Here is a 13,542-nt window from a genome sequence, read left to right on the forward strand (position 1 = left end):
ATATTGAGAGTCCCCCTCCTCACTCCCCGTGAAAACTAATTAAAAGAAGCAATATGGAAAGTCTGAAGCATCCGAATGGGAATATAATAGGTGTCATCATCGCTTATTTCCTTATTTACGTAGTTTGGGGTTCTACCTATTTTTTTATAGGTGTAGCCTTGAAAGACTTTTCACCTTTTCTGCTCGGAGCATTGCGGTTCACTGCTGCCGGACTGATACTTCTTGGAATATGTTATTTGCGGGGAGAACAGATATTTAAGAAAAGCCTGATTAAACATTCTGCTGTCAGTGGTATAGTACTGTTGTTTGTAGACATGGCTGTGGTAATGTTGGCGCAGCGTTATCTCACCAGTAGCCTTGTAGCTATTATCGCTTCTTCTACGGCTCTTTGGATTCTGCTGTTGGATGCCCCGATGTGGAGAATGAATTTTCGCAATCCTTTCACGATAGTAGGGGGGATAATTGGTTTCGGGGGAGTTGTAATGCTTTATGTAGAGCAGCTTAACTCAGAACGGTTGCAGCCACATAGTGAATATGGTATTTTACTTCTTATTTTCGGATGCGTGTCCTGGGCATTGGGAACGTTGTATGCCAAATACCGTTCTTCCCGTGAGGAAGAAGTCAATGCCTTTGCCGGTTCTGCCTGGCAGATGCTTTTTGCCAGTGGAGCGTTTTGGATTTGTTCTGTTGTGAACGGTGATGTCCTGGAAGTTCATTGGGCAGGGATTTCAACTACAAGCTGGTTGTCATTGGCTTACCTGATTTCTTTTGGCTCTTTATTGGCGTATTCGGCTTATGTTTGGTTACTAAAAGTACGTCCGGCCGCAGAGGTAGGAACACATGCTTATGTCAACCCTGTTATTGCTGTTCTTTTAGGAGTGTTCCTGGGTGGTGAATATGTTACTTTCATTCAGATAGCCGGTTTATTGGTGATTTTGTTGGGAGTAATGCTGATAAATAGAAAACGCAAAGCCTGATGAGTAGAATATAGTATATTTTATCAGTTGAGAATACCCAATCGTATAATTCCTTATATTTGCGTTACGATAAAAAAATGTAGTTTCCATCAAAACGATTGCCATGACTGAAAGTATTTTCCAATTCTATAAAAGAATACAGCGTAATGATTCTGCTCTGAATGTCGTTTGTTCCAAAGAAAAAGAATGTTTTGATATATTTTCCCGGCAATGTCATTTCGGGAAAGTTCAATTCAGCTATCGTGATTTTTATAAAGTGACTTTAATTATAGGAAAAGGAAAGTTGTACTATGCTGATAAGTGGATTTTGGTTGACCGTCCGGCTCTGTTATTCTCGAATCCTCTGATTCCTTATGCTTGGGAATCTATCAGTGAAGAACAGAAAGGAATGTTTTGCATCTTTAACGAGCAGTTTATACGAGCCGAAGAGAAGAATGATTCACTGGCAGATACTCCTTTATTCAAGCTTACTGGCGATAAAGTGTTTTTCCCGGACGAGGTTCAGTTAAGTAAAATACAAAGCATATATACTCAAATGCAGGAAGAGATGCGGACTGATTACAGGTATAAGTCTGATATATTACATTGCTATCTCCACCTTTTAGTGCATACGGCAATGAGGATGCAGCACTCTAACCGGTATGAATCGCATCCGAATGCTGCGCAACGTATTGTAGAACTGTTTTTAGAATTATTGGAGAGACAATTTCCGATTGACTATCCACATGCTACTCTGACTTTACGTACACCTGCCGACTATGCGAACCGTCTATCTGTACACGTTAACCATTTGAATAAAGTAATCAAAGAGGTAACTGGCAGAACTACCACTGAATGGATTGCCGAAAGACTTATCAAAGAATGTAGCCAATATCTGTTGCACAGTAACTTGTCTGTTTCGGAAATAGCTTTTAGTCTGGGATTTGAAACCGTTTCATATTTCAGCAAGTTCTATCGAAAACATACAGGGAAGTCACCGACTGATGTCAGAAAATCGACAACTATTTGATTTGTACAACTGATGCTTTGATTTGTATCTCTTTATCTGCCCTGTTGCGTCTATCTTTGCCCTGACATAAACTTATGAAAATTATGAAGTACAGAAGACTAGGTAAAACGGAGGTACGCCTTTCCGCCATCGGATTGGGCTGTATGGGAATGAGCGCAGCTTACGGGATAGCTGATGAAAAAGAGAGTATGGCAACCTTATATCACGCGTTGGAACTCGGAATCAACTTTTGGGATACAGCCGATGTGTATGACAATGGTGCCAATGAAAAATTGCTTTCAACAGTACTGGCTGAGAAACGGGAACAAATTTTTATTGCGACAAAGTTTGGCTTTCGACTGCGCAATAGTCAAGGAAGTGTATTTGGCGGTGGTGAGAGTTATGTTGATGGTTCCCCTGCTTATATCAGGCAGGCAGTAGAAAATAGCCTGAAACGATTGAAGATTGAAACCATCGATTTGTATTATGCGCATCGGGTAGACCCGGCAGTTCCTATTGAAGAAACTGTTGGTGCGATGGCCGACCTGGTGAAAGAAGGGAAAGTCCGCTATTTGGGATTGAGTGAGTGTTCTCCTGAATCCTTGCGAAGAGCCTGTGCCGTGCATCCCATTGTAGCTCTCGAAAGTGAATATTCTTTGTTGACACGTGACGTAGAAGGAGAAATTCTACCTTTGACAAAAGAATTGGGAGTGACACTCATTCCCTTTTCCCCTTTAGGAAGAGGGCTCGTTACCAATACGATTCATACAGACTTATTGAAAGATAATGATTATCGCAAACATTTACCTCGTTATAATGGTGAATATTGGGAGAATAATCGGAAGTTAGCGGCCGAATTTGCAAATCTTGCAGCAGAGAAAAAAAGAACACCCGCCCAACTGGCATTAGCTTGGTTATTGGCACAGGGTGAAAACATTATACCGATTCCCGGAACAAAACGAATCAAATATTTAGAAGAAAATGCAGGAGCTGTAGACATCGAGTTATCTCCGGAAGATATGGTAAGTATAGAGCAACTGCTAATAAAATATCCTAATGTTGGAAATCGGTATAATGAGAATGATTTTAAGTTTGTGAATAAATAGATACCATATTATGAAATCTTTTCGACCGCGTTAGGAAGAAAACGATAAGTGATATCTTGCATATTCCCATCAACAATATGATATAAATGCTGATTAGTAGTAGCAGATTTTAATCCACCCAATGATTCTATGTATGGCCCCAGTTTGATGTACTGAAAATAGTCTATATTAAAATTATCCGGCAGTTTGGATTTCCCGGAATACCATCCTACTTTTACCTGAATCATGGTTTGCCGATGTAAAAAGCAGGCTAGCTGTTCTATTTCCGAAGGTGATGCATCGCCACCCATGAAACAAACACAGGTGATAGCCTTTCCGTATTTGTCAAGTAACATGGAAAGGCTCTCTTCCGTCAATGGCTCTCCAACGTTCTCCATCAGATACGAGCTGTGACACCCTTTACAATGATTGGGACAGTTGGAGAGATTGATGGCGAGAGTTACCTCATCCGGTATCTCCTGAAAGACAATATCGTAATCAGCGTACTTCAGCATAATATCTTAAGTCGGCTTCCTTCTGCCGTGCTTGTGAGAAATTGCTGATTCGTTTCATATATCCGATAACGCGGGTCAGATAATCCACATTCTTGCTGTGACATTCCGGACATTCATGCAGATACCTCTTGTCGATATGATTACATTCATTGCAAACAGTATTTGGAATGTTGAATGTGAAGTAATTACAGCCTTCGGTAGCAGATACACGAAGTAATTGTCTATACTGTTCCTTGCTGAGATGCTCTTCCAAATTCATATGGAGAGCAGAACCACCCGTCAGATGTTCAATATAGCGATGACCATGCATACGGAACTTGTCGACAATATTCAGCGATTTGTCTTCCACGATATAGAAATAGCTGTTATAACATTCACGGAAAGTTTGGAAACCGGCTTCTTTATCCCATTTGGCATGTTTTACACCCACATTTTCAGCAGGAATCATTTCACAGTTGAACAGTACATCTTTGGTGCGATACTTCTTATTGTATTTCTCAATCATGCCTAGAATCTCCTGTACAAAAGCCTCGTATTTGGGATTGTCATTAATATCAATACCCATAAACTGTGCAGCTTCTACCAATCCGTTGACACCAATTGTCAGATACTGGCGTCCCATATTGATATAGCCTGCGTCAAACAGAGGCAACATACCCTTTTCCTGCAACTGTTTCAGGTTCTCATTGTAGGCAAGCTGTACTTTATGTACCAAATCCACTACTTCTTCAAGGAAGAAAGGATAAAGTTTTCCTGATTTTACAGCATGTTGGATGCAGCGGTTCAGATTAATCGTGAGCACACTCTTTGAACCCGTGGAAACTCCACCGGCTCCCAGTGTATAACTGAAACCATTATCTTGTATTTCATTGCGCAAGCGGCAGCAGCTACTCAAAGAATCGGCATTATCACTCATATACGTAAAGAATGAATGACCTTCGGCATACATTTCGGCAGTAAAATCACCATATTCTTTGTCCAGTACATCACCGTCTTTAGTCAGAAGCGCCATTGTCTCAACGGGGAATGTCAATACAGAGCGCGTGCGTTCCTTATTAAACCATTTCATAAAGCGTTTTTGCAACCAACTCAGTGAATCCCAGTCGGGTTTGCTACCGTCGGGGAATACGAAGTGTTCAAAAAGGCTATTGAAATAATACTTGTCATAATAAGCCACGTTCCAGAAAACAGCCTGAAAATTGCGTGCTCCGGTAGGTTGATTGATAGAATATACGATTTGCTCGAAGCAATCTGTTATCATTTTATCAATCGTACGTTGCTTCTGAGATAAATCTACGATTTTATCAGCATGCTTATAATAATCCTGCCCATATTCCAGTCCTACAAAATAATTCATGTACATCAGAAATTCAGGAGTAGCACACGCGCCGCTCAACATACTGGATACGATGAACACCATATTGACGAATCCGCCACAGAAAGATTTCAGATTAGTCGGGGCTGTTGAATTACCGCCTACAGCCGTTGTTCCACTGATTAACCAAGGATACATGGTGATACTTGCGCAATAATTAGCTAGGTTGGTTTCATCATTTTTATAAATGAAGTGATGATTCAAAAGTTCCAAATAACGGTCGGAAACTTCCTTGCCATACATATCTTTCAGACGGTCAATCAGTAAACGGCGATTGAGACGGATAAAGTTGGACTTGGGCAGTTCACCTATCAGAGTGGCGATATTCTTATTTTCTACATTGGCGTTAGAGTCATACTTGCTGCCTGTTGCCGGGTTGGAAGCGTCACAATAATCCAGCAGGAACTTGAGCTTGTCCCTTACTTCGCGGTCTTCCAGGTGTTTTTGCCGATACAGCATATACGCTTTGGCTACGCTGTAATAATGTTCAGCCATCAGGGCTACTTCCACTTGGTTCTGAATTTCTTCCACGTTGCTTCCATCACTGATACTAACGCGGCTCAACACATTGGTGATAACATCCTGTGTTGCGAAACTGCCTACTGATAAAAATGCTTTGGATATCGCATTCTTAATCTTGTCCAGGGAAAAGACTTCCTTTTTCCCATCTCTTTTGATAATAAATATCTCCGAACTAATCATACCTATATTTTAAGAATTAACAAATAAAATCTGTGCTTACATAGTTATTCGCGCATGACAATCTTTGGAGATATGAATAAAATGGACCTGGTTAAGATACGTTCTATTGCCTTTCACCCGAAAGCCTGGAATAACGGATTACATATCGGCAGGTCTTCTGACTTGTTTCTGTAGTGACGCCTTCCCGGTTCGCTTGCGAACCAGTGGCAGAGAATGTCACAACGCTTCTTTTAAACTTTTCAAGAAATGAAACTTACAGCTACGGGGATAGTTCCTGACTTTCACAGGATTCCCTTTTGATTCCGTTTCGGGCATGAGGCTGATTCGGAAACCGATACTGCGGCAAAGTTAGAAATTAAATCAATATTCCAACTGAAAAGGGAAAAAAAATATTCTTTATCAGAATAAGGGTAGAAAGTTATCCCGAAAACACAATAGATGTTAATTACCCTCAGGGCTTGCGAACTAATATTTGATATGATATGTTGTCTAAAGTGAATAACAAACTTAATTATGAACTAGAAAATTAGACATGGCCAAACAAAACATTTCTAATGATTTAGCAAATAAAACATTACATTTTTAAAACGTATGATTATGAGAAAATCTATTATTCTATTAGCTTTTGTATTGGGTGGTTTTACAGCGAATGCCCAGTCAGTTGTAGAAGGTACAAAATTGACAGACAATTGGGCTGTCGAAGTAAATGCTGGTGCAATCACTCCTTTGACTCACAGTGCTTTCTTTAAGAATGCACGTCCTGCTTTCGGAGTCGGTATTTCAAAACAATTAACTCCTATTTTCGGATTAGGATTACAGGGTATGGGATATATCAATACCACTCAGAGTAAGACTGCTTTCGATGCTACGGATGTTAGCGTATTGGGTAAAGTCAATCTGATGAACCTGTTTGCAAGTTATAACGGCAGTCCTCGTTTGTTTGAGGTGGAAGCTGTTGCAGGAATGGGATGGTTGCATTATTATGTGAATGGTGATGGTGACCAAAACTCCTGGTCTACCCGCTTCGGACTGAATTTCAATTTCAACTTGGGTGAAAGCAAGGCATGGACATTGGGTATCAAACCTGCCATCGTATATGATATGCAAGGTGATTTCAATGAATCAAAGAGCCGTTTCAATGCCAATAATGCTGCTTTCGAATTGACAGCCGGATTGACTTACCACTTTAAGACGAGTAACGGAACTCACCATTTTGCTAAAGTGAGAGTTTACAACCAGGCAGAAATCGACGGTCTGAACTCTTCAATCAACGCTCTTCGTTCAGAAGTAAACAACAAGGATGGTGAACTGAACAGTGCAAATCAGAGAATCAACGGATTGCAAGAAGAACTTGAAGCATGCCGCACAAAGGTTGTTCCTGTGGAAACAGTAGTAAAAACTGCCCGTGTACCTGAATCTATCATTACTTTCAGACAAGGCCGTTCATCTGTTGACGCTTCACAGCTTCCTAACGTAGAACGCGTAGCTTCTTACATGAAGAAATATGCCGATGCAAAAGTCGTGATTAAGGGATATGCTTCTCCTGAAGGTAGTGTGGAAGTCAATGCAAGAATTGCCGCTGCACGTGCTGAAGCTGTTAAGACTATCTTAGTCAATAAATACAAAATCAGTGCTTCTCGTATCACAGCTGAAGGTCAGGGTGTAGGCGATATGTTCACCGAACCGGATTGGAACCGCGTAAGTATATGTACTATTGAAGATTAAGTAGATACATTGAGATAGAATAATGGGGCTGCTCTTTCAAAGGGCAGCCCTTGTTGTATATAGTAGGTATGATAAATGAATGGATTGTTCTCTAAAGGTATGAAAGTTTAGTATGCGATTTCTTTGTACATAACATAAAATAGCTATTTTTGCAAACATTGTTCATGCAGGTTCAAAACTGAACGTGCAAATATCAACCATTAAAAACTGTATTATGAAGAGAGTGTTCGTATTTCAAGACTTTAAGTCACAGAAATTTTGGAGTATCGATGTAGCCGGAACAGATGTTACTGTAAATTATGGTAAACTGGGAACGGACGGACAAACACAAGTGAAGAACTTCGCAACTACCGAAGAAGCCGAAAAAGCCGCTAATAAACTGATAGCTGAAAAGACAAAGAAAGGCTATGTGGAGACTGCGGAAGAAACAGCACGCGAGATGAAAGTGGAAGCTAAGAAATTTGCGTTGAGCTACGATGAATATGATAATGGTGTTAATCTCCTGGATAAGATTCTGAAAGACAAGCACCTGCCTGACTATAAACAGATTACTATCGGTTGCTGGAATTACGAGTGTGAAGATTGCTCGGAATTACTGGAAGGAATGCTCGAACATAAAGATAAGTTTGCGCAAATAGAAGGACTGTTTTGGGGAGATATTGAACAGGAAGAACAGGAAGTTTCCTGGATTGAGCAGACAGACCTTAGTCCGTTGCTCGATGCCATGCCCAAATTGAAGGACTTGAAGATAAAAGGAACGAATAACCTGCGCCTGGGACAGACTTCACGTCCGGAATTGCGTTCACTCGAAATTATCAGCGGCGGTCTTCCTACCGAAGTAGTGGAAGATATTATAGCTTCCGATTTTCCTAATCTGGAAAAGTTGATTCTGTATGTAGGTGTCGAAGATTATGGATTTGAAGGAGATTTAGAGATATTCCGCCCGTTGTTCTCCAAAGAACGTTTCCCGAAACTAACTTATTTTGGACTTGTAAACTCCGAAGAACAAGACAATATTGTAGAAATGTTCCTGCAATCGGATATTCTTCCCCAACTGGAAACAATGGATATTTCTGCCGGTACTCTTAAAGATGAAGGCGCTCAATTGTTACTGGATAATTTGGATAAGATTTCTCATCTGAAATTTATTGATATGAGCTATAATTACCTGAGTAAGGACATGAAGAAGAAATTGCAGGCTCTTCCTATGAAAATAGATGTTTCCGATACTCAGGATGCGGACGAGGATGATGACGAAGTATACTATTACCCGATGATTACGGAGTAGGGGGAATGCAGATAATCGTTGTCAGCAACTCTTTGTCCAAACGTGTCGAATACTTTGTCGAAGCAGGCAGATGCTTGCAGACGGAGATTCGTTTTATGACTTACGAAGAACTTTTTAACTGCTTGCCGTTGTTGCGGCAGGCAGTTATCAAACTGGAGCCTTGGGTAAGCAGTGAAACTGATTTTCTGAAATATGCTTTGTCGAACCAGGAGTATAAGGAGACATTAAGACGTTTGGGTGGGATAAGACTATCTGATGATGTGCATTTTTTGAATACTCCCCATGCATTATTGCGTGCTCTCGATAAGCAGGAAACCAAACGGATTCTATCGGATAGGGGATTGAAAGTCACTCCGATGTTACCTTCTCCACAGTCTTTCGATGAATTGCGGCAACTTCTTGCCGGTTGTAGCAGAGGATGTTTTCTGAAACCCCGTTATGGTTCGGGGGCAGGCGGCATTATGGCTATCCGCTATCAGTCCGGCCGGAAGAAATGGGTGGTTTATACTACGCTGCAACAAGTGGACGGAGTGATTCATAATACTAAACGGATTCATCGTTTGAGCACGGAAAAAGAGATTGTCCCGTTGGCGGAAGCTGTGATACAAACGGAAGCCATATTGGAAGAATGGATTCCTAAAGAACAGTTACAGGGAGAGAATTATGACCTTCGGGTAGTGTGCCGGGAAGCTGAAATAGATTATATAGTAGTGAGATGCAGTAAAGGAAGCATTACCAATCTGCATCTGAACAACAACGCGCATCTGTGGAGCGAATTACCTTTATCGGAAGAGATGCAAAAACAAATCTTTTTTCAGTGCCAGGAAGCCGTCCGAACGTTGGATTTGCAATATGCCGGAGTAGACGTGCTGATAGAGAGAGGAACAGATATACCTTATATAATAGAAGTCAACGGGCAAGGCGACCATGTTTACCAGGATATGTTTGACCGTAATTCTATATATACCCAACAAATAAGAACTATAAAAAAGAACTATAATCATGCAAATAGATGAACTACCGGCTGGAGAACAGAATCAATATCCGGATTTGGATATGAATCAGGTGGTGGGTACTCATGATATACTGATGCTTTGCTTTGATACTTTACGCTATGATGTCAGTAAGGAAGAAGAAGCTGCCGGACGAACGCCTGTGCTGAATAGTCATGGTGGAGAATGGGAGAAGCGACACGCTCCGGGAAATTTCACGTATCCATCCCACTTTGCCATCTTTGCCGGGTTTCTGCCTTCTCCGGCAGAACCTCATTTGCTGCGAAGCCGTAAATGGTTGTTTTTCCCTGTGCAAGCAGGTACAGGACGTATTCCGCCCAAAGGAAGCTATCCCTTTACGGAAGCTACATTTGTGCAGAGCCTTGCCAATGTCGGATATGAAACGATTTGCATAGGCGGCGTGAATTTCTTTAGTAAACGCAATGAGATGGGACGTGTATTCCCCGGCTATTTTACTAAAAGCTATTGGTTGCCTACCTTTGGTTGCACTGCCATTGACAGTACGGAAACTCAGATAGACTTTGCGCTCAGGAAACTTGAAAACTATCCTGCGGACAAACGGATTTTTATGTATATCAACTTCTCTGCCATCCATTATCCGAACTGTCATTACGTGAACGGTAAAGTGAAGGATGACAAAGAATCGCATGCCGCTGCGCTGCAATATATAGACAGCCAGTTGCCCCGTTTGTTTGAAGCTTTTCAGAAGCGGGCTGATACGCTGGCGATTGCCCTTTCCGACCACGGCACTTGTTATGGCGAGGATGGATATGAATATCATTGTATATCCCACGAAACAGTTTACACAGTCCCTTACAAACACTTTATCTTACCGAAAAAATGAATCAACCGTTATCACGATATGTAGATTATATGTATAGCTATCCACATAAAACTGCTTATCGTCCTTTTTCGTCTCCGGTTTCGCTGCTTCCTTACCTGGAACAAGTGGAAGGGAGAAATGCGTCTCTTTATTTTCATATCCCTTTTTGCAGCCATAAATGTGGCTACTGCAATCTGTTTTCTCTGCAAACGAATCGTGAGGAGTACATCACGGATTATTTGAATACGCTTCGTAAGCAGGCACAACAATTGGCGCCACTCACCACCGGACTGGCATTTGACAGTTTTGCTATCGGTGGCGGTACGCCATTACTTCTCACTGTTCCCCAACTGGAGTTTCTTTTAGATACTGCCGCATTGTTTGGCGTGCATCCGTCCAATGCTTTCACTTCTGTAGAAACGTCACCCGAATATGCCGATGCGCCCCGTTTGAATTTATTAAAACAGGCAGGCGTGGCTCGTGTAAGTATTGGCATACAAAGTTTCCAGGATAAAGAACTGATAGCTTTGAAAAGGCGTCCCCGACAGGATTCTATCTGCCAGGCGCTTAACGCTATTCGGGAAATGGACTTTCCATATTTTAATATCGACTTGATTTATGGAATCAAAGGACAAACTGTTGAAAGCTTCCTTTATTCATTAGAACAAGCTCTTCGGTTCCAGCCTAATGAGCTCTTTATTTATCCGTTATATGTACGTCAAGGAACAGCTATCACGGAACGGGAATCTGATGCCGTTTGTTTTCAGATGTATTGTGCGGCTCGTGATTTTTTGAAGGAAAGAGAATTTTTACAGACTTCCATGCGCCGTTTCATTCAACATCCATCTACGGATGCGGAAGTTTCGTGTGGTGATGAAGTAATGCTTTCCTGTGGTTCCGGTGGACGTAGTTATTTAGGTGATTTGCATTATGCCACCCGCTATACGGTTTACCAACGGTGTATCGGAGAGGAGATAGACAAGTATATGGCAATAACTGATTTCACAGTAGCCCGGAACGGGTTTATCCTTTCTCAAAAAGAACAACAACAGCGTTTCATTATCAAAAATCTGATGTACTATATGGGGATTGATAAAGCCGAATATGAACGGCGGTTTGGAGAACCTTTGGAAATGATTCCACTGTTTCAGCAATTGGCGGAACATCAATGGATAAAGGAAATGGATAACGGTCGTATTTGCCTTACTTCTGAAGGAATGGGATATTCTGATTATATCGGTCAGCTATTTGTTACTTCTGAAATAAGACAACTAATGGAAACTTATTCTTATTGAATGAAACTGTAATGGCAAACGAAGGCTCTCTGCTCTCTATCAAACGCATATACTATCGTGGCAAACTGGATAGTTGCAATTATACTTGTTCTTATTGTTCTTTTGGTAAGAAGTCTCATTTGACAGCTACCACAAACGTGGAGCAGGACAAACAGACTTGGGAGAATTTTATCACAGCCATCGAACAATGGAAAGGAGAGTCTTTGCAGTTATTTATCATTCCCTACGGTGAAGCATTGATACATCGCTATTATCGCGAGGGAATGATGCGTTTGGCAGCATTACCACACGTTATCGGAATTTCCTGTCAGACTAATCTTTCTTTTCCTGCAGGACAATGGTTGAATGAACTTCAAACAACTCCGGCTTTAATAAGTAAGATAAAGGTGTGGGCTAGTTTTCATCCGGAAATGACTTCGGTCGGGAAATTCGTCAAGCAACTTCATACGCTCCATCATGCAGGAATGCAGGTTTGTGCCGGAGCAGTAGGAAATCCGTCTGCGAAAGCTGAACTTAGCGACTTGCGGAATACTCTTTTGCCGGATATTTATCTGTTTATTAATGCCATGCAGGGATTAAGGACACCTCTTAGTCGGGAGGATATACGTTTTTTCAGTCAGTTGGATAACCTTTTTGAATATGATTTGAAGAATGCTCCGGCGCAATGGGATGTTTGTACAGGTGGAAGAAGTAGTTGTTTGGTCGATTGGAAAGGTGATATTTATGCTTGTCCCCGAAGCCGGGTGAAGGTTGGAAATCTCTATAAGAATGAAAATTTGAATCTTTCGCTTCCATGTAAGCGGAAAGTCTGTGATTGCTACATTGCTTTCAGTAATCTGCACAATCATCCCTTGCATAGGATAATGGGAGAGGGAACGTTTTGGCGAATACCGGATAAACCACTTATTACCACTGTCTTTTTTGATGTGGACGGGACATTGACAGATGCACAAGGAAAGGTTCCCGAGAGCTATGCTAATGTTTTGCGATATATGGCGCAATCTGCTTCGTTGTATCTTGCTACTTCTCTGTCGATGGAGCAGGCACGAAGAAAATTAGGAAAGACTTTTTTCAGCTTGTTCAAAGGGGGAGTTTTTGCAGATGGTGGTTTATTGTCTTATGCTGGTCAAAGTAAATGCTTGCCGGTTGAAATGTTATCAATTACCTGCGAAGAACCGATAAAGATTACGACTCATAGCTATGAAGGACAGATTTATAAGTATAGCCTGCTTGTACGTAACAAGAAACAAAGAGAAGAGATTCTATCTCAACTAAAAGAAAGACCGTATCAGATATTTTATAAAGCTCCCCTAATAACGGTAATCCATCACGAAGCAAGTAAGAAAGAAGGAATGCTTCAAATCTGCAAGGCTTTAAATCTGCCTACAGAACATGTCCTGGTAGTAGGAAATTCGTTGAAAGACTGGTCTATGATGTCCGTAGTTCCTCACTCCTGTGCGGTGATGGATGCAGAGTCCGCTTTAAAAGAACGGGCACGTTATATTTTGAATCCGGATAGATTGCCAGCTTTCTTTCATTTAAACAGTTATACTCTCGAAAAAAAATAAAAACCGATTTAAATTTGGTAGTTATGAAAACAAAGCCCATATTTGCAGCCCTAAAATAGGGACAGGCATAAAAATCCTCATCGGAGGGTGCTATAATAATAATTATAGTGCTGGATAAGATGAATGGTGTAAATCATTCGCTTGTCCGGCACTTTTTTTATGTTGTAACAAAATAAGATTAAGAGGAT

11 protein-coding genes and 1 riboswitch are annotated in these 13,542 nt (G+C 41.2%); of the genes, 9 read left to right on the top strand and 2 right to left on the bottom strand.

What is annotated here, in order from left to right:
* Window positions 1-53: 53 nt before the first annotated feature.
* From HC965_RS02450 to HC965_RS02460, 3 genes are all read left to right on the top strand, one after another.
* Window positions 54-977 (top strand): EamA family transporter, encoded by a 924-nt coding sequence (locus HC965_RS02450; protein WP_191029933.1) that lies wholly within the window; start codon window positions 54-56, stop codon window positions 975-977.
* Between the two features lie 103 nt (window positions 978-1,080).
* Window positions 1,081-1,986: an AraC family transcriptional regulator gene (locus HC965_RS02455; RefSeq protein WP_191029934.1), complete on the top strand. Its 906-nt coding sequence runs from the start codon at window positions 1,081-1,083 to the stop codon at window positions 1,984-1,986.
* Window positions 1,987-2,069: 83 nt separating this feature from the next.
* A complete protein-coding gene (locus tag HC965_RS02460) occupies window positions 2,070-3,071 on the top strand; it encodes an aldo/keto reductase (RefSeq protein WP_191029935.1) in 1,002 nt (333 codons plus the stop codon).
* Between the two features lie 8 nt (window positions 3,072-3,079).
* Here the strand turns inward: HC965_RS02460 and nrdG are convergent, their stop codons facing one another.
* Window positions 3,080-3,565, bottom strand: a complete 486-nt coding sequence (nrdG, locus tag HC965_RS02465; RefSeq protein WP_191029936.1) for an anaerobic ribonucleoside-triphosphate reductase activating protein — start codon at window positions 3,563-3,565, stop codon at window positions 3,080-3,082.
* Entirely contained in the window at window positions 3,549-5,642 is a 2,094-nt protein-coding gene (nrdD, locus tag HC965_RS02470; protein WP_191029937.1) for an anaerobic ribonucleoside-triphosphate reductase, read from the bottom strand. The genes nrdG and nrdD overlap by 17 nt, the downstream gene beginning before the upstream one ends.
* Before the next feature lie 129 nt (window positions 5,643-5,771).
* Window positions 5,772-5,993, bottom strand: a riboswitch (cobalamin riboswitch).
* A gap of 240 nt (window positions 5,994-6,233) precedes the next feature.
* Here nrdD and HC965_RS02475 point away from each other — a divergent pair.
* From HC965_RS02475 to HC965_RS02500, 6 genes are all read left to right on the top strand, one after another.
* Complete coding sequence (locus HC965_RS02475) at window positions 6,234-7,367, top strand: OmpA family protein (RefSeq protein WP_191029938.1); 1,134 nt, start codon at window positions 6,234-6,236, stop codon at window positions 7,365-7,367.
* A gap of 214 nt (window positions 7,368-7,581) precedes the next feature.
* Window positions 7,582-8,655, top strand: a complete 1,074-nt coding sequence (locus HC965_RS02480; protein ID WP_191029939.1) for an STM4015 family protein — start codon at window positions 7,582-7,584, stop codon at window positions 8,653-8,655.
* Between the two features lie 5 nt (window positions 8,656-8,660).
* Window positions 8,661-9,671 carry an STM4014 family protein gene (locus HC965_RS02485; protein WP_191029940.1) on the top strand — a complete coding sequence of 337 codons (1,011 nt, stop codon included), beginning with the start codon at window positions 8,661-8,663 and terminating at the stop codon, window positions 9,669-9,671.
* Window positions 9,658-10,512: an STM4013/SEN3800 family hydrolase gene (locus HC965_RS02490; RefSeq protein ID WP_191029941.1), complete on the top strand. Its 855-nt coding sequence runs from the start codon at window positions 9,658-9,660 to the stop codon at window positions 10,510-10,512. Before HC965_RS02485 ends, HC965_RS02490 begins: the two co-directional genes overlap by 14 nt.
* Window positions 10,509-11,786 carry an STM4012 family radical SAM protein gene (locus HC965_RS02495; protein WP_191029942.1) on the top strand — a complete coding sequence of 426 codons (1,278 nt, stop codon included), beginning with the start codon at window positions 10,509-10,511 and terminating at the stop codon, window positions 11,784-11,786. The genes HC965_RS02490 and HC965_RS02495 overlap by 4 nt, the downstream gene beginning before the upstream one ends.
* Before the next feature lie 11 nt (window positions 11,787-11,797).
* Window positions 11,798-13,354: an STM4011 family radical SAM protein gene (locus HC965_RS02500; protein WP_191029943.1), complete on the top strand. Its 1,557-nt coding sequence runs from the start codon at window positions 11,798-11,800 to the stop codon at window positions 13,352-13,354.
* Window positions 13,355-13,542: the final 188 nt, after the last annotated feature.

The organism is Bacteroides sp. GM023 (assembly GCF_014750685.1).
In the GTDB taxonomy this organism is placed as follows: domain Bacteria; phylum Bacteroidota; class Bacteroidia; order Bacteroidales; family Bacteroidaceae; genus Bacteroides.